The organism is Halolamina pelagica, from assembly GCF_001307315.1.
Lineage (GTDB): Archaea > Halobacteriota > Halobacteria > Halobacteriales > Haloferacaceae > Halolamina > Halolamina pelagica_B.
The window spans coordinates 2,416,398-2,433,538 of sequence record NZ_LGUC01000001.1 but is presented as its reverse complement, the minus strand read 5'-3'; the positions used below and the strand labels follow the sequence as shown (position 1 = coordinate 2,433,538).

Below are 17,141 nucleotides of genomic sequence, written 5' to 3'. Positions count from 1 at the left end.
GCAGGCTCGCACTCCGGACGGATAACGGACCCCCTTTCGTCGTCGTGTTCGACGATCCGCGTGACCGGTATCGACGAATCCCGGCAATCGGTCGACTCAGCCGGCACTCGCCAGCCACTCGACGAGCGGGACGAACAGCCGCAGGTCGAGTGCGACGACCAGCGCCGCACCGACCACGTCGAACACGAGATCGAGCGCCGTGTCCCGCCAGCCGTAGTGGACCAGCACCGGTTCGATGTCGTACCAGTCGGCGACTTCGCGGGCGACCAGTTCGCCGACCTCCCAGAGCACGCCGAGGAAGAGTATGCCGAGCAGCGTCAGGGCGACTGCGTTGTGCCAGCCGATCACGAGCAGCGCCGCGTACAGCAGTGCCGCCGCCAGCGCCGCCGAGAACGTGTGCGTGAGGTGGTCCCACCACCAGACGGAGTCGTAGCGTCCCAGCATGCCGAGCGCGTGGAGGAACCCGGCAACCGCGACCCAGAGCGTGAGCGCCGCGACCCGGCTCGGTTGGCCGTCGCCGAGCGCGACCGGCGCCCCGGCAGAAACGAACACGAGTGCGACGGCGGCAGCGGTGTTGACGACAGCGGCCGTGTTCTCCTGCCGGTAGCCAACGTAGAGGGCCGCGACCAGCGCTGCGACGACGAGGACGACGCCGACGATCAGGGAGCCCATCGATCTACCAGAGTGCGGTCACACCAGCGGGAAGTAACTTCTGAACCGTCACGTCCCGGCGTCGCGGTCGGCGTCCTCGAGGTACCGTTCCGGCACACGGGCCAGCAGCGACGGCGACACGCGGCCGGGGAGCACCTCGGTCACGAGCCGGGAGGCGATCTGCGGGAGCACCCGGCGCGAGACGACGTAGACGGCGCCGACGCCGAGGGCGGCGATCACGACTGGCCGGAACGGCGAGCCGACGTGGAGCCAGAGCGGGACGGCGAGCCCGACCGAGAGCAGCAGATCCTCGGGGGCCCCGTCGTAGCGAACCCACCGCCGGGGGCGATCCAGCGCCCGCGATAGTGGTCGTAGACGGCGCGCTCGGAGGTCGCCTCCCACGGGCGGAGCTCCAGCCCGCCGCCGAACACGTCGACGAGGCTGTGACTCGCCGCCGCCGCGAGCAGCAGCGCGACGCCGACCGTCGCCGCCGTGGGGCTGACGACCGCGGCCACTCCGGCGACGCCGGCGAGCAGGCTGTAGCCGACCGGGTAGTGCAGCGTCTTCCGGTGGCCCACGTACAGGTCCAGATCCGGCAGTATCCCGCCGGCAAGTCCGGCTCCCAGCGCGACAGGCCCGTGCTCGGGCGAGAGCACGGCGACTGGCAGCGCGAGGAGCATCCCGAACAGCGCGTGGGTCGGGAGCATCATCGTGTCCTTCTCTATCGGACAGATACCTATGAAACTGTCGTGTGTCTCAGTCGCACAGTTCGGTACCGGGGACGTCGACCGCCACCGTCACGACTGTGGCGCCGTACATCAAAAAACGGACCGCGAACCGGAACCGCGACGACCGACCTCAGCTCTGCACCTCGATCTCGGTGCCGCTGACGGCCGCATCCGCCAGGATCGGCAGCCGAACTTCGAGGATGCCGTTGTTGTACTCGGCAGCGATCTCCTCGTCGTCGATGGACTTGGGGAAGCGGAACCGACGGTGGTAGGTGCGACGCCGGCCACGCTGGGTGTCCTCGTGCTCCGCGGCGATGTTCAGCACACCCTCGTCCCAGGAGACGGTGATGCTCTCGGGATCGAACCCGGGCATCTCGACGCTGAGGACGAACTCCCCGTCCTCCTCGAACAGTTCGTAGTCGGTGCTACCGGTTTCGAACAGTCGACTCGGGAGATCGAGCCCTTGCGTCCAGGAACTGGTCAGGTTCTCTGGCAGCGCCATGGTTGCTCACCTCGACTGCAGGTGGAGATTATCCACGCGAAATAATGAAGATTATTAATCATGTCCGAGACGAACCCCTTGAAACGAGAAAACACGCGCTGGCGGCCCCCTCGGGGCCGCCGGCGGTGGGGGTTGATGCAGTCGCGGTGACTTTACTCCTCGTCGTCCGGGTCGCCGTTCTTCTCCTCATCAGCTTCCTCGTCGGCCTCCTCGACCGTCTGGCTGACTTTCTCGGACACTTCCTCGGTCACCTCTTCGGAGACCTTGTCGGCGACCTCGTCGACCTCCTTGCTGACGGTCTGTTCGACCTCCTCACTGACTTTCTCGGACACTTCCTCGGTCACCTCTTCGGAGACTTTGTCGGCGACCTCGTCGACCTCCTTGCTGACGGTCTGTTCGACCTCCTCGCTCACTTTCTGGCTGACCTCCTCGGTCACCTCTTCGGTCACCTTCTCGGAGACCTCTTCGCTGACTTTCTCGGACACTTCCTCGCTCACCGTGTCGGTGACAGTCTCGGAGACCTCCTCGCTCACCTGGTCGACCTCCTTGCTGACGGTCTCCTCGACTTCCTGGCTCACGGTCTCGGTGACGGTGTCGCTGACTTTCTCGGTCACTTCTTGGGTCATCCAGTCGGGGTCGAACCGCGCCATCTTCCAGCCGATGTGGATGAGGTAGGAGACCAGGACGCCGAGCCCGAACGCCACCCCGACGGCGGTCCCGAGCTCGAGTATCAGGAGGATGGCCACGAAGATCGACACGCCGTAGGCCAAGTCGACGACGAAGTCGACGCGGGCCGGTTTCATCGACGCCACCCCGGGCTAGGACAGCGGGATCGGATTTCGTACATACTTGGTACCCGAGTTCCAGACGGGTATACCCATCTCTCCCGATCGGGCTGACCGCCCACGGAGCGGCGTCGCGTTGGTGGCTCGGTCCAACGGCTTAAGAGCGGGGCGCGATATCCCTCTGTATGGTCGGCGTTCTTCTCCTCGTCGGTATCGTGGTCGCGTTGTTCGTCGGATTCAACATCGGCGGCTCGACGACCGGGCCAGCGTTCGGTCCGGCGGTCGGCTCCGACGCCATCTCCAAAACCGGCGCCGCGGCGCTGATGGCGGTCTTCTTCTTCGTCGGCGCGTGGACGATCGGGCGCCGCGTCGTCGACAAGCTGGGCGAGGAGCTCATTACCAGCGCCAGCGTGTTCACGATCGAGACGAGCATCGTCGTCCTCTTTTTCATCGGGGGCGCGCTGTTCGTCGGCAACTACTTCGGCGTCCCGGCGTCGACGTCGATGACGGCCGTCGGCTCCATCGCCGGCCTCGGCGTCGCGACCGACTCGCTCGACTGGGTCATCATGGGTGAGATCGCCGTCTGGTGGATCGTCGCGCCCATCGTCGGCTTCTGGGTCTCGGGGATGATCGGTCGCTACCTCTACCCGCGGATCAACCAGTGGGTCGCCATCGACAGCAGCGACGGCGCGCTGATGGAGCTCGACCGCTCGGGCGTCGTTCCACGCCCCGTCCCCGGCCCCAACACGACCCGACGGGAGATGTTCGGCGGGATCGTCGTCATCCTCATCGGCTGTCTGATGGCGTTCTCCTCGGGCACGTCGAACATCGCCAACGCTATCGCGCCGCTGGTCGGCGCGGGCGTCGAGATGGAGATGATGATCCTGCTCGGCTGTGGCGCCGTCGCCGTGGGGGCGTTCACGATCGCACGACGAACGCTCGACACGCTGGGCAACGACATCACGGACCTGCCGCTGACGGCGGCGATCGTCGTCGCGATCGTCTCCTCGACCATCGTGATCGGGCTCTCGGCGATCGGCATCCCGGCCTCGTTCGTCATCATCGCCACCACCTCCATCGTCGGCCTCGGCTGGGGGCGTGCGACCCGGACGGCCACGCTCTCCGGCGGGGTGCGCGGCGAGGAGTCGCCCAGCGTCTCCGTCGGCGCACTGGCCGCGGAGGAGGCGGGCGAGGAAGTGCCCGGGATCGGCGAGGAGGAACCGAAGGACATCCCGGCGGCGTCGGACCTGTTCGACCCGTCGACGACCGGCCGGGTGCTGATCATGCAGAACGTGGTGCCCGTGCTGTCGACTGTCGGCGCCTACGTCACGTTCACCATCCTGTTCCGCTTTTTCTGGTAGGGGCGGATCGCCGTGCGCACCCCGATCGTCAGTCCGCGTCGTCAGTCGGCACCTGCCCGCCGGACGGGCTCCGTTCCGCGGCGGCGCCGGCGTCGATGCTCCCCATCTCGGGGGTCGCCTCCTCGCCGACCGCGGTCTGGAGCTTTCCGGCGACCACGGCGAGGACGTAGATCCCGACTGCGGCGAGCACCACCACGCCGCCAGCCGTCGCACCGGCGTAGTAGGAGATCGCGATCCCCAGTAACACCGCCAGCTCCGCCAGCACCACCGAAACCAGGAGCGACTCGGTGAAGCTCCGGGAGATCTGCGCCGCACCGGCGACGGGCACGACCAACATCGCGGCGACGAGGATCACGCCCATGATCTGCATGGCGCCGACGACGACCAGCGCGGTCAGCATCACCATGATTCGGTTGTACCAACTCACGGAGAGCCCCGACACCTCGGCGGCGGTCTCGTCGAACGTGACGTAGAGGAGTTGGTTCCGGGTCACCGCGACGACACCCACGACGACGGCGAACAGCACCAGCAGGATCGCGGCGCTCTGGCTGGTCACCGTCGAGAGGTTGCCGAACAGGTACTGATCGACGCTGACGGTCAGGCCGCCGGCGTTGATGCTGATGAGCGTCGTCCCCAGCGCGAACCCCGTCGAGAGCACGATGGCCATCGACACGTCGTTGTACGCGTCGGTCGTCTCCGAGATGAGCTCGATCAGCAACGCCGCGATCATCGCCACGACGACCGCCGTCAGGTAGGGGCTCACCCCGAGATCGATGACCGCGTTGAGGAACAGGCCGACGGCGACGCCCGCGAACGCGGTGTGTGCGAGCGCGTCGCCGATCAGCGCCAGCTGGCGGTGGACGAGGAACGTCCCGATCAGCGGCGCGATGATCCCGACACAGAGGCCGACGAGGATCGCACGATGCATGAAGCCGTACTGGAGCAGCCCCAGTCCGGTCAGCTCCCCCACCCACGACAGGAGCGTCGACCAGGCGTCGAGGAACCAGTACAGCGGCGAGAGCAGCGCGTCGAGCGCCCCTGCCTGTAGCGCGGCCGCGGTCATTCTTGCCCCCCGACGACGCCGGCGGCACGGCCGAACGCCCGGGTGAGTGCGTCGCTGTCGACGAACGCACTCGTCGGGCCGTCGAAGTACACCTCCTTGTTCAGACAGACCACCCGCTCGGCGTGGTTCGTGACGGCGCTCAGGTCGTGTTCGATCAGCAGGATGGTGATCCCCTGCTCGTTCAGCCCGTTCAGTAGGTCGTAGAACGCCTCGACGGACTCGGCGTCGACGCCGACGGTCGGCTCGTCGAGCACGAGCAGGTCGGCCTCGCTCGCCAGCGCCCGGGCGATGAACGCCCGCTGGCGCTGCCCGCCGGAGAGTTGGGTCACTCGGCGGTCGGCGAACGCAGTCATCCCACGGTGTCGAGTGCCCTGTCGACGCGTTCCCAGTCCGAATCAGAGAGCAGGCCGAAGCCGACGTGCGGGAACCGCCCCATCTTGACGACCTCTCTGACGGTGATGGGCATCTCCTTCGACGCGCTGGCGTGCTGGGCGACGTAGCCCAGCCGCGAGCCGTCGTCGAACTCGTGGGACGGCTCGCCGAACAGGCGAGCAGTCCCCGTATCGGGCTGGAGCAGGCCGAGCATCAGCTTCATCAACGTCGACTTGCCCGAGCCGTTCGGGCCCACGATGGCGACGTACTCGCCGGCCTCGATTTGGAGTGAGATGTCCCGGACCACCGGCGTCGCCGTGTAGCCGAACGCGACGCCCGAGAGATCGACGACCGTGTCGTCGGTCATTCGAAGTTCCTCCACTGGTCGGCCCAGCCATCGGGGCCGGCCTCCGCGGGCGATTTGTTGCCGAGGACGACCTCGAACGTGGGCATGTTGATGTTGTACGCGATCTCCGCGTACCCCCAGTTCTGCTCGACCCAGCCCTCGCGGACGCCGGCGTAGGGAGTGACGGGGAAGTACGCCTCCGCCTGGGTCTCCTCGATCAACTGTCTCGCGGGACGGCGGGACTCGAACACGCCGTTGGCGACGTAGCGGATGTCGTTCTCGGCGATGACCGCCTGGGCCTGCCGCATGTCCTCGGGGCGACTTCGCCGCTGGCGGCGAGGTTCGTCACGATCGGCCGCATCCTCACGTCGTAGCGCGCGCCGATGTACTGGAACGCGTTGTGCGCCGCCAGTTGGACCACGTCCCGGTCGGCGGCGTCGAAGATCGCCTGGTAGGACGCGTCGATGTCGTCGATGGTCTCGGATTTGTAGCGCTGGGCGTTCTCCCGGAGCGTGGCTTCGGCGTCCGGCAGCAGGTCGACCAGCCCCTCGGTGATGTTGTCGATCGCCCGCTTGGCGCGCTGGGGGTCCAGCCAGAAGTGGGGGTCTTTCCCCTGCTGTTCGCCGACGCCCTCCTCCTCGCTGTCGAGGCTGGCTGCGAGATCGAGCAGCTCCACCCCTTCGCGGGCGTTGATGAGTGCCGTGTCGACGCCGTCGTCGTCCATCGTCTGGATGGCCCGGTCGGCCCAGGGCTGGAACCCCTCGCCGACGTGGAGGAACGCGTCGGACTCGATGATCTCTCGCGTGATGCTCGCGTTGGGCTGCCAGCCGTGGCCGTGGAGCCCCGTCGGCACGAGGTTCTCGACCTGGATCGGGGTGCCGTCGGCGACGACGCGTGCGAAGTCGTAGAAGCTGAAAAACGACGCCGTCACGACCGGCCCGTCCGCCGCCGCGGTGCTCCCCGCACTGCTCGTACAGCCGGCGAGACCGACCGAGAACGCTCCGGCGCCGGCGGCGAGGACCGCTCGTCGCGAGAGTCGTGTCGTCGTCGACGATCGGTTCGTGTTACTCATTGTCGAGTAGAGAGGGGAACTGAACACTCAAAATAGCTTCGGTGAATCAATTGTTTTGTCGCATCTAAACATTTCCTGTGGCTCGCCCTTCCCCGGTTTACCGGACTCACAACCCGAGCCCCGGTCGGGAGCTGCCGTCCCGGATATCGGCTCGGCGGCCGTGCTCGCCGAAAAATTCTTCACGTGTTTCTCGTTGTATAGGGCATGGACTACGGACTGACCCAGGAGCAGGAGCAGCTTCGCGAGGAAGTGCGCCGGTTCGCCGAGAACGAGATCAGGCCCGTCGCCGACGAGTACGACCGCGAGGAGAAGTACCCCGCCGAGATCGTCGAGAAAGCCGCCGAGATGGGGCTGACGGGCGCCCACTTCCCGATGGAGTACGGCGGCGTCGGCTACTCGACGCTGGATATGGCGCTGGTGACCGAGGAGCTGTTCGCGGTCGACCCCGGGATCGGGCTCTGTGTCACCAGCGCGGGCTTCGGCGCCGAGGCGATCATGGAGTTCGGCACCGAGGAGCAGAAGGAGCAGTACCTCCCGCCGATTGCCCAGGGCGAGGCGGTGATGGGCGCGGCGATCAGCGAGCCCCACGCCGGGTCGGACGTGAGTTCGCTGTCGACGCGGGCCGAGAAGGACGGCGACGAGTGGGTGGTGAACGGCTCGAAGATGTGGATCACCAACGGCTCGATCGGCGACTACTTCGTCGTGATGTGCGAGACCGACCCCGACGTGGGCGACCGCTACACCGGCTTCTCCCAGATCCTGATCGAGCGCGACCGCGACGGGTTCGAGAGCGAGAAGATCACCGGGAAGCTGGGGATCCGCGCGAGCGACACCGCGGAGCTCCGGTTCGACGACGTGCGCGTGCCCGAGGAGAACCTCGTGGGCCAGCGCGGGATGGGGTTCCCCCAGCTGATGCAGTTCTTCGACGAGACCCGAACGATGGTCGCCGCCCAGGCGGTCGGCATCGCCAAGGGCGCCAACGAACGGGCGCTCTCCTACGCCGAGGAACGCGAGCAGTTCGGCCGCCCGATCTCGGAGTTCCAGGCGATCCGGCACAAGCTCTCGGAGATGCACACCCGAACCGAAGCCGCCCGCCAGCTCACGTACAAGTCGGCCTGGAGCGTCGACCACGCTGAGGACGACCTCACCATGCTGGCGTCGATGGCCAAGGAGTTCGCCTCCGACGTGGCGACCGACGCCGCCGACGAGGCGGTCCAGATCCACGGCGGCGCCGGCTTCGTCGACGACTTCGACGTGGAGCGGCTCTACCGCGACGCGAAAATCACCCAGATCTACGAGGGGACCACCGAGATCCAGAAGAACATCGTCGCCCGCGAACTGCTCGGCGAGGGGTACTGAACGCGGTCCGAGCCCACCGACCGCGGCCTCGAACTGCGCGTGCGAGGCGGGCCGAACCGCGACGACCGGTGTGTTCAGTCGGCCCGCCCGGCTGCTGGCGGTTTCTGCGGCTTAATCCGTGGTTAACTGGGCTAAACGCGCCCCAAACCCCGGCCGAGTATCTCGATGGTTTACCCCTCCCCGGCCACTCGTCCAGCCTGCATGCACGACACAACGACATCACGACGAACCTACCTCCGAGCGGCGGCCGCAGTCGGCCTCGCCGGCATGACGGCGCTCGCCGGCTGTTCGGGAGGGTCGGCGACGGGGACGCTCGCGACCAAAGTGAAGGACGCACCGGGAGACATCTCGGACTTCGAGCGCTGCGTCGTCACCGTCCAGGGGTTCTGGGTGAAGGAGAGCGAGGGGACAGAGACCGAGGGGACTACTGATACACCCGAGGGCACCGACACGAGCGAGAGTACCGAGTCGACCGAGGCGGTCGAACAGCAGGACGAGGAGGACATCGACCGGAGCGACGAACGTACGTACTACGAGTACGACGAGCCCCAGGAGGCCGACCTCGTCCAGCTGCAGGACGGCAACACCGCGCTCATCGACGAACGCGAACTCGAGACGGGCACGTACGCGTACCTCCAGCTCGACGTGTCGGGCGTCGACGCCACGCTCTCCGACGGCGGTGACGCCGACGTGGGGACGCCCGGCGAGGCGCCGCTGCAGTTCAAGGAGCCGTTCGAGATCCGCGAGAACCAGCGGACGACGTTCACCGCCGACTTCACGCCGGTGAAACGCGGCCAGACGGGCTCGTACCTCCTCCAGCCGGTCGCATCCGGCACCGAGGTCTCCTACTCGGAGACGACAGAGGACACCGCGACGGCGACGCCGAGCCAGTAACGTAGCCAGCGCGCTTTTTCAGGGCGACGTTCGCCGGACGCACCGTTTTGGGTCGCTAGCGCCGATGCGCCGTAAATGGATGCCGAACGCTGGTGGCCACCGTTCGTCGAGATCGTCACGTTCGGGTGGGTGTTGCTGTTCGTCGTCGACGTTGCGCTGGCGACGACCGCGCTGGCGATAGCGAAGGCGAGATACGTCACCGTGTCCGGCGTCAGATCGCTCGCTCGCGGACTTGATCGTTCGAGACGCCGCGGTCGCCGCTCGGCCCCTCGACGTACCGGTCCGTTATCTCTTCGACGTTCGGGACGGTGGCCCGCTGCACGTCCGTGACGACGGTGGAGGTGGTCTCGTCGAGGCCGGCGCCGTACAGCGCCGCGAGCACGGTATCCACCGCCCCGGCGGGCACCGGAACGGTCGCCAGCTTCCCGTCCCGGCGGCCGTCGGCGTGCGGTCCTTGCAGTCGCAGCCGACTACCCACCCGGACAGCGCGGCGTGCGGTGGGCGCGATCGCTCGGCCCCCGGCGGCGTCGACGGCTCTCGGCGACCCGTCTCGTGATCTGCGGGGAGACGCGGCTCGCTGATTGGGGTTGGATCGAGGTTATGCTGTCCATTCGGTTGGTTGTGCGTGTATACTAATCGCCGGGGGCTGCAAGACCGCCGCTATGGAGCTATCCGACAGCCACCGGACCCGCCTACGTGCCCTGATTCCGACGGGGCACGACGCGGCGAGTTACGTCTGTGTCCGGTCTCTCGCCCGGCAGGGGGTCGGCTCGATCGTCGCCTCCGAGAAGTCGGGCGTGCCCGCCGCTGCCTCCCGCTACTGTGACGAGTTCGTGTCGCTCCCGCCGCCTCGCGAGGGGCTGGTGGCGTACCGCGACGCACTCCTCGAACTCGCGGCACGCGAGGACGTGCGGACGGTGATCCCGGTCCGACCGGAGGACTGCTACGTGCTCTCGCGCTACGAGGACGCGTTCGCCGAGCACGTCTCGCTGGTGGTGCCGTCGATGGCCCAGCTGACGACCGTCCAGGACCGACTCGAGCTGGCTGCCGTCGCCGAGTCGGCTGGCGTGCCCGTCCCCGAGACCCGGCTGCTGGCCGACGTGGACGACTGGGACGACGATCTGCTGATCAAGTCCCGGTACAACGTCCTGACGGACGCCTTCATCGACGGCCTGACGCCCGACGACATCGACGTGGTGAAAGAGATCCACCATGTCGTCCGCGAGGACCCTCCGGATCCCGACGAACTCCGGCGCTCGATGGGCCACGACCCGATCGTGCAGGAGTTCGTCCACTACGACGAGGAGTTCATGTTCACCGGGCTGTACGACCACGGCGAGCCCCTGGCGACGTTCCAGCACCGACAGATCCGGGGCAACTCCTACACCGGCGGCGGCGGCGTCTACCGGCGCTCGACTGCCGATCCCGAGTTGGAACGGGTGGGCCGGGCGCTGCTGGCGGAACTCGACTGGCACGGCCTCGCCTGTATCGAGTACATGCGGGACGCCGACACCGGCGAGTACGTTCTCACGGAGATCAACCCTCGGATGTGGCAGTCGCTGCCCTCGACGGTGTGGGCGGGGGCGGACTACCCGTACTACTACTGGCTGGCGGCGACCGGCCGTGCCGACGAGATCGACTGCGAGTACGACGTCGGCGTCGGCACCCACATGCTCCGCGGCGAGATGGGGTATCTCGCGAGCGTGCTCACCGAGGAGTCGCCACACGTCGAGCGACCGTCGGTCCCCGGCACCGTCTGGGAGATCGCGTCCTCGATCGCCCGCGAGCCGCGCTTCGACTACCTCGCGCTCGACGACCCCGGACCGTTCATCGCCGGCCTCCGGAAAGTGCTCCCCGACGGCGTCGACGACCGACTCCCGTAGGGCTGCCCGCCCCACCGCCGGCGTCGATAGCCGGCCGCCTGCTGGACCGACCGGCGACAGCTCACTCCGAAGGGCCCCTGCCTGTTTTGCTCCCGGGGACCCAACGGTGACGAATGGGAGCGGATGCCCGACAGTACGACCTCGTCGTGTGGGGTGCCACTGGGTTCGCCGGCCGCTTGACGGCCGCATACCTCACGGAGCAGTACAGGCCGGAGACGCTCTCGCTGGCGCTCGGCGGGCGAGATCCCAACCGGTTGGCGTCGGTCGCCGCCGACCTCACCGACGAAAGCGAGGCGTGGGAGGCGATCCCGACGGTCGTCGGCGATGCGACGGAGCCCGAGAGCCTCCAGGAAATCGCCCGCAGTACCCGGGTCGTCTGCACGACCGTCGGGCCGTACACGCGATACGGCACGCCTCTGGTCGCGGCATGCGTCGAAGCCGGAACCGACTACTGCGACCTGACTGGGGAAGTGAACTGGATCCGCGAGATGATCGACCGCTACCACGAGGCGGCGGTCGACGCCGGGACGCGGATCGTCCACAGCTGTGGGTTCGACTCCGTGCCCGCGGACATCGGCACCCTGCTCGCACAGTCCTACGCGCTCGAGGCGTTCGACGCGCCGTGCGAGACGGTTCGCATCTCCGTCGACGACGCCAGCGGCGGCGTGAGCGGCGGCACCCTGGCGAGCATGGCCGCGGTGTTCGAGGCCGCGTCGAACGATCCGCTGGCTCGGGAGACGCTCCGGAACCCCTACTCGCTGGCGCCGGCCGGCGAGCGCGACGGCGTCGACACCGGCGGCGACCGCTTGCCGCGGCACGACTCGACCCGGTCGGTCTGGACCGCGCCGTCGCCGATGGCGCAGGTGAACGAACGCGTCGTTCGGCGCAGTAACGCCCTGCTTGGCTACCCTTGGGGCCGAGAGTTCCGCTGTACGGAGGTCGTCGCCACCGGATCCGGGCTGCGCGGCGCGGCGGGTGCGACGCTCCTCGCCGGCGGTCTGGGGCTGTTCACGGCGGCGATGTCCGTAGGTCCGGCGCGGCGGGCCGTCCGTCGGTTCCTGTTCCCTGCCCCCGGCGAGGGCCCGAGCACCGAACAGATCGAGAACGGCCACTTCACGGTGTCCGTTCACGGCCGTGGGACGGCCCGGGACGGCTCGTTCAGCGTCGTGGCCGAGTTCGGCACCGACCTCGACCCGGGCTACGGCGCGGCCGCACGGATGCTCGGCGAGTCCGCTGTCTGTCTCGTCCGCGGCCACGTCGACTCGCCGCTGGATGGCGGCGTGCTCACGCCCGCCTCGGGCATCGGCGCCCCGCTCGTCGACCGGCTCCGCGACGCCGGGTTCACCGCGACAGCCCGCACAGTGGAGGCGCCGTCGACGGCCGCTGGCGCCGACGCGAAATAGGTCCAGCCGGGTCCCCAGCGTGTCCACAACAGTTGCCACCCGATCGACAACTGGAAAATACTGATTTTTACTGCGCAGTGATAGGTTAGGTATGTCCGAGTCAACAATCGCGGACGAGGAGATGGAAACGTCGACGTGGCCGGAGCTCGCCGTCGGGCTCTACGACAAACTGACTGGCCGCGGCGCCGAGATAACGTACGAGTTCGAGGAGATGGCGGTCGACGTCCCCAGCAAGGTCGGCGACGACGCCGAGCACGCCCGCTGGCGGGTCGACGGCACCCTCCGCATCAGCACCCGCGAGCGTGACTGACGGCGCCGATCGCGGGACACCACCGCTCACCGTCGCCGCCGATCTCACGCTGACCGTCGGCGGCGTGGAGGCAACTCTCCGGTCGACCGGCGAGCGACTGTTCCTCGAGTTCCCGTCGCTCGTCGCCGCGGTGCGGGCGTTCCGGAGCGTCCCGGGGACCGAGCGCCGGCACCTACACGGCGCGCTGACGGCGGCCGATCTCGCATTCGAAATCCGGGCCCGAAACCGGACGCTGGCTGTGTTGGGCGTCGGCGCCACGCCGGGACCGCTGGCACACCAGTTCGGGCTTGATCCCGCAGAGATCAGGCTCTGTGGCCCGGTTTCGGCGGCCTGGGCCGGGGCCCTCGCGGCCGGGCGGCGTCGTCAGTAACGGCGCCCGGCGGCCGGGCACGCACTGACCCCCGGTCGTCGACTCGGCCGATCGCTCTCACCACACCGCCGTTCGAGGGCCGGTTCCGGATATTGCTCCGGCGAAACTGTCGGTAGAGAACATATCCTCATAACGACCCGGGACGAATATGGGGTATGGCCACATCCGCCACACAGTATCGACGGCTCCGCCAGTTCAACGCCGTGATGGCCCTCCTGCACTTCGTTCAGGGTGCGCTGATGATCTACCTGAGCACCCCGCTCAAGTGGACCGTCACCGTCACCAGCCTCGAGTTCCAGGCAGGCAGCCAGCGTCTCACACCCGTCCTCGAACCGTGGACCACGGTCCAACTGTCGTACCTCGTCGCCGCCTTCCTGCTGCTGTCGGCGCTCGCACATCTCCTCATCGCGACGGTGCTGTACGACTCCTACGTGGCGTATCTGGAACGCGGGATGAACCCGTATCGCTGGTACGAGTACTCGATCAGCGCGTCGGTGATGATCGTCGTCATCGCGATGCTCGCGGGCGTCTGGGACCTCGGGACCCTCCTGGCGCTGTTCTCGCTCGTCGCCGTGATGAACCTGATGGGGCTCATGATGGAGCTGCACAACCAGACCACGGGGACGACCGACTGGACGGCCTACGTTATCGGCTCCTTTGCGGGCCTCGTCCCCTGGGTCGTCATCGCCATCACCATCGTGGCCACCGTACTCGGGAGCGACGGCGGCGGCCCGCCGGACTTCGTGCTGGCGATCTACGCCAGCTTGTTCGTGTTCTTCAACCTGTTCGCGATCAACATGGTGCTGCAGTACCGTGAGAGTTGGAAGTGGCAGGACTACCTGTTCGGCGAGAAGACCTACATCGTCCTCAGCCTCGTCGCGAAGTCACTGCTCGCCTGGCAGGTGTTCTTCGGCGCCCTCAACGCCCCTGTCTAAGGGTCGGTAATCGGTCGGCCTCGGCACTCATAGGGCTCGTCGTCGCCGGATGCCGAGTCCGGCTCGGCCCGGTGCCGTCGTCATCGGCCACCTGACCGTAGCCGCCCTGTCCGGAAGGCCGTTACCCTTCGCCCCCGGGCGCCGACCGCGTGGCGTCGCGTTCATGGGCCCCCGGACCCCACGCTCGCCTATGGCTACCACGCTCGAAGGGACGATCCTCCGGGGCGAGTCGTTCGACCCCGCCGAGGGCCGCGTCGTCGTCGAGGACGGCGAGATCGCCGCCGTCGAGGAGACGGCGACCGACTCGACCGACATCGTGCTCCCGGCGTTCGTCAACGCGCACACCCACATCGGCGACTCGATCGCGAAGGAGGCCGGCGGCGGCCTCTCGCTGGACGAACTCGTCGCGCCGCCGGACGGGCTCAAACACCGCCTGCTCCGGCAGGCCAGCCGCGAGGAGAAGGTGCGGGCGATGGCTCGCAGCCTCCAGTTCATGGAGGACTCCGGCACCGCGGCGTTCCTGGAGTTCCGCGAGGGCGGCGTGGAGGGCGTCGACGCGATCCGGGACGCGCTGGCCGACCGCCGCATCGACCCCGTGATCTTCGGCCGCGAGAGCGCCGCGGCGATGCGTGCCGCCGACGGGTTCGGCGCCAGCGGCGCCCGCGACGGCGAGTTCGGCGATCTCCGCGAGGCCTGCCGCGAGGCGGGCAAACCGTTCGCCATCCACGCCGGTGAGCGCGATCCCCACGATCTCACACCCGCGATGGATCTCGATCCGGCGTTCCTGATCCACGTCGTCCACCCCAGAGACGAACACCTCGACCGGATCGAGAACGAGCAGCTGCCGGTCGTCGTCTGCCCCAGATCGAACCTCGTAACCGACGTCGGCGTGGCGCCGATCCGCGAACTGGTCGAGCGGACGACCGTCGCGCTCGGCACGGACAACGTGATGCTCAACTCGCCGTCGATGTTCCGGGAGATGGAGTTCGCCGCCAAGCTCGCCGACGTGAGCGCGACCGAGGTGCTCCGGATGGCGACTCACAACGGCGCCGAACTCGCGGGGAAGGAGTACGGGCTGATCGAGGAAGGGCGACCGGCCAAACTGCTCACGCTCGACGGTGACTCGGACAACCTCGCCGGCGCCGAGGATCCCGTGCGAGCGGTAGTTCGACGGGCCGGCGAGGGTGACGTAAAGGGCGTGATGCTATAGCGATCCTTCGGGTGACACATTAACACGGCATTTTGCTCCGTTGTCGGGCGGTAGAGCGCGCGGCAGGTCATGAGCAGTACGTCTCTTTACACACAACCACGGCACCACGCTCCGTAGCCGCGCGGCGGAGCGCGCGACAGGTCGCGCGCCGTGGTTGGTTACGGGAACGGGTGGTACGCCCGCCCCGGCTTCGCCTCGAATCCCATCGACGCCGCCACGCGGTCCAGTCGGTCGCCGAAGAACGGCTCGCCGGTAAAGAGGGGCTGGGCCTCCGGGATCACCACGCGAACGCCTTCGAACCCCAGGGCGGCCACGTCGCGAGTCGTCGTCCGGGCGGCGTAGGGGTGAGCCCGGTGTCGTCGACGCGGTCGACCAGCGCGTCGAGCGCGGCCTCGCCCGACAGCCCCGCCGCGTCGTCGGCGACCGAGTCGGCCGGCACGGTCGTCTCAGGGTGGGTGAGCTCCCGGGCCCGGGCCGGGAAGTCGGCGTACTCGCCGATGGCGCCGCCCTCCTGGTTCGCCTGCTCGGGACCCATGTCTCGGAGTTCGGTCCAGTTCTGCAGCGCCTCCGCGAGTGCGCCGGTGGCGGCATCGACGGGATCGAGCGCGGCGCCCGACCCGGCGGCGAACCGCGGCCAGTCGCCCTCGTCGCGGTGGACCGTCGCGGCGACGACCGGTACGTCGATATCCTGCGTGAGCAGCGTCACCGAGACCGAGAGCCCCTCGCCCGCGGCGCGCTTTTCGAGGTCGCAAAAGCGGTCGTCGGCGACTGACAGGCCGAGCGGTTCGTAGTCGGAGTACCACCCGAGCATCGTCGCGTCGCGCTCGATCACCTCCGAGAGGCCCGAGATTACGGCTTCGACGGTCGAGCTACCGAGGCCGAGCCCGGTGGTGATCGGCGGCTTGATACGCCGCTCGGGCGGGGGGTACTGGACGACCTCTGCGGGGAGCCACACCCCCTCCTCGCTGGCTAGATCCAGGCCGGGCACCCACGGCCGCTCGGCGCTCGGGTCCGGGTCGAACTCGTCCGTGGTGACGAACCGGGTCGGGAAGACGGCGTCGTCGAGCGCCGTCGCGGGCCCACGGCGGAACTCGGCGGTGCGATACACGCCGGCGGCGTAGCGCTCCAGCCCCTCCCCTAGCGCCTTCATGTACGCCTCGTTCCAGTCGACGGCCGCGCCGGCGGCGTAGGGGGCGGCGCCGGCGTCGGAGAACCCCTCGGTCCCAGCGATCGCGGCGAGGTAGTACGGCAGCGGGAACGACGCCTGTTCGCCCACCTGCTCGATCATCCCCACGCGGCCGTCGACGGCCGCCTCGGCGCGGGTGACCGCGTCGTCGAGGCTCGTCTCCGCGGACGCCAGCGAGAGCGTGCGGTCGCGGCCGGGCGAACAGCCACAGTACGGTACCGGCTGGAACCGGCGGTGGGTATCGGCGCCGTCGCCGACCTCCACGACCGTCCCGCCCAACCGCTCGCCGGTGAGAACCCGCGTCGCCCGACGCCCGGCCAGTGCCCCCGCGTATCGCACGGCGCTCGTCGGGGCGGAGGGGCTCTCGTCGCTTGACTCGGTCGTGGCGGCGACCCGCTGTTCGAGACAGCGGTAACAGCCGGCCTCCGGGGAGAACACTGACACTGCGGCGTCGACCCGGTCGATCGTGTGACCGGCGACGCCGCCGATCTCGACGGCGACCCAGCGATCGAGCGCGCTGTCGGCGGCGGTGCCGAAGGCGTCCGCGCCGGCGGCGCCGACGACGAAACAGAGCCCGACCTCCGCGAAGTCGTCGTTGCCGATGTCGACGATGTGGGCGTCGAGGTCGGCCATCGCCGCCTCGATCGCCTCGGCGGCGGGGCCGCTCCCGACGAGTCCGATATCCATGTGTGGGGCAGGGAGCGCCCGTCG

14 protein-coding genes and 4 pseudogenes are annotated in these 17,141 nt (G+C 68.4%); 9 read left to right on the top strand and 9 right to left on the bottom strand.

Going from position 1 to position 17,141, the window contains the following annotated elements; all coding sequences use genetic code 11:
- Positions 1 to 96: 96 nt before the first annotated feature.
- From SY89_RS17360 to SY89_RS12635, 4 genes and pseudogenes are all read right to left on the bottom strand, one after another.
- Entirely contained in the window at positions 97 to 672 is a 576-nt protein-coding gene (locus tag SY89_RS17360) for a hypothetical protein (protein WP_054584487.1), read from the bottom strand.
- 48 nt (positions 673 to 720) lie between these two features.
- Positions 721 to 1,361, bottom strand: a pseudogene (locus tag SY89_RS12645) (metal-dependent hydrolase).
- A gap of 148 nt (positions 1,362 to 1,509) precedes the next feature.
- A complete protein-coding gene (locus tag SY89_RS12640) occupies positions 1,510 to 1,881 on the bottom strand; it encodes an Hsp20/alpha crystallin family protein (RefSeq protein ID WP_054584486.1) in 372 nt (123 codons plus the stop codon).
- A 152-nt stretch (positions 1,882 to 2,033) separates the two neighbouring features.
- Positions 2,034 to 2,684, bottom strand: coding sequence for a magnesium transporter (locus tag SY89_RS12635; RefSeq protein ID WP_054584728.1), 651 nt, complete (start codon positions 2,682 to 2,684; stop codon positions 2,034 to 2,036).
- A 167-nt stretch (positions 2,685 to 2,851) separates the two neighbouring features.
- On the opposite strand from SY89_RS12635, the gene SY89_RS12630 reads away from it, so the two are divergent.
- On the top strand, positions 2,852 to 4,027 hold the full coding sequence (locus tag SY89_RS12630; RefSeq protein WP_054584485.1) for an inorganic phosphate transporter: 1,176 nt from the start codon (positions 2,852 to 2,854) through the stop codon (positions 4,025 to 4,027).
- A 28-nt stretch (positions 4,028 to 4,055) separates the two neighbouring features.
- On the opposite strand, the gene SY89_RS12625 is transcribed toward SY89_RS12630, so the two are convergent.
- The 3 genes and pseudogenes from SY89_RS12625 to SY89_RS12615 all read right to left on the bottom strand — a co-directional run bounded on the left by SY89_RS12625 (position 4,056) and on the right by SY89_RS12615 (position 6,880).
- Positions 4,056 to 5,090 carry a metal ABC transporter permease gene (locus SY89_RS12625; protein ID WP_054584484.1) on the bottom strand — a complete coding sequence of 345 codons (1,035 nt, stop codon included), beginning with the start codon at positions 5,088 to 5,090 and terminating at the stop codon, positions 4,056 to 4,058.
- A pseudogene (locus SY89_RS12620) lies at positions 5,087 to 5,829 on the bottom strand (metal ABC transporter ATP-binding protein). Before SY89_RS12620 ends, SY89_RS12625 begins: the two are co-directional and overlap by 4 nt.
- Positions 5,826 to 6,880: pseudogene (locus tag SY89_RS12615) on the bottom strand (metal ABC transporter substrate-binding protein). Before SY89_RS12615 ends, SY89_RS12620 begins: the two co-directional pseudogenes overlap by 4 nt.
- 204 nt (positions 6,881 to 7,084) lie before the next feature.
- Here SY89_RS12615 and SY89_RS12610 point away from each other — a divergent pair.
- On the top strand, positions 7,085 to 8,239 hold the full coding sequence (locus SY89_RS12610) for an acyl-CoA dehydrogenase family protein (RefSeq protein ID WP_054584483.1): 1,155 nt from the start codon (positions 7,085 to 7,087) through the stop codon (positions 8,237 to 8,239).
- Between the two features lie 201 nt (positions 8,240 to 8,440).
- Positions 8,441 to 9,133, top strand: a complete 693-nt coding sequence (locus SY89_RS12605) for a DUF4382 domain-containing protein (protein WP_054584482.1) — start codon at positions 8,441 to 8,443, stop codon at positions 9,131 to 9,133.
- A 211-nt stretch (positions 9,134 to 9,344) separates the two neighbouring features.
- Here the strand turns inward: SY89_RS12605 and SY89_RS12600 are convergent, their stop codons facing one another.
- On the bottom strand, positions 9,345 to 9,611 hold the full coding sequence (locus SY89_RS12600) for a hypothetical protein (protein WP_054584481.1): 267 nt from the start codon (positions 9,609 to 9,611) through the stop codon (positions 9,345 to 9,347).
- Positions 9,612 to 9,795: 184 nt separating this feature from the next.
- Between SY89_RS12600 and SY89_RS12595 the strand changes: the two genes are divergently transcribed.
- From SY89_RS12595 to SY89_RS12570, 6 genes are all read left to right on the top strand, one after another.
- On the top strand, positions 9,796 to 11,016 hold the full coding sequence (locus SY89_RS12595) for a carboxylate--amine ligase (RefSeq protein ID WP_054584480.1): 1,221 nt from the start codon (positions 9,796 to 9,798) through the stop codon (positions 11,014 to 11,016).
- Positions 11,017 to 11,129: 113 nt separating this feature from the next.
- Complete coding sequence (locus SY89_RS12590; protein WP_054584479.1) at positions 11,130 to 12,419, top strand: saccharopine dehydrogenase family protein; 1,290 nt, start codon at positions 11,130 to 11,132, stop codon at positions 12,417 to 12,419.
- A gap of 91 nt (positions 12,420 to 12,510) precedes the next feature.
- Positions 12,511 to 12,729 (top strand): hypothetical protein, encoded by a 219-nt coding sequence (locus SY89_RS12585; protein ID WP_054584478.1) that lies wholly within the window; start codon positions 12,511 to 12,513, stop codon positions 12,727 to 12,729.
- A complete protein-coding gene (locus SY89_RS12580) occupies positions 12,722 to 13,099 on the top strand; it encodes a hypothetical protein (protein ID WP_054584477.1) in 378 nt (125 codons plus the stop codon). The genes SY89_RS12585 and SY89_RS12580 overlap by 8 nt, the downstream gene beginning before the upstream one ends.
- A gap of 155 nt (positions 13,100 to 13,254) precedes the next feature.
- Positions 13,255 to 14,034 carry a heliorhodopsin HeR gene (gene heR / locus SY89_RS12575; protein WP_189319165.1) on the top strand — a complete coding sequence of 260 codons (780 nt, stop codon included), beginning with the start codon at positions 13,255 to 13,257 and terminating at the stop codon, positions 14,032 to 14,034.
- A gap of 190 nt (positions 14,035 to 14,224) precedes the next feature.
- Positions 14,225 to 15,244 carry an amidohydrolase family protein gene (locus SY89_RS12570; protein ID WP_054584476.1) on the top strand — a complete coding sequence of 340 codons (1,020 nt, stop codon included), beginning with the start codon at positions 14,225 to 14,227 and terminating at the stop codon, positions 15,242 to 15,244.
- A gap of 158 nt (positions 15,245 to 15,402) precedes the next feature.
- Here SY89_RS12570 and SY89_RS12565 read toward each other — a convergent pair.
- Positions 15,403 to 17,117, bottom strand: a pseudogene (locus SY89_RS12565) (YcaO-like family protein).
- Between the last annotated feature and the right edge of the window lie 24 nt (positions 17,118 to 17,141).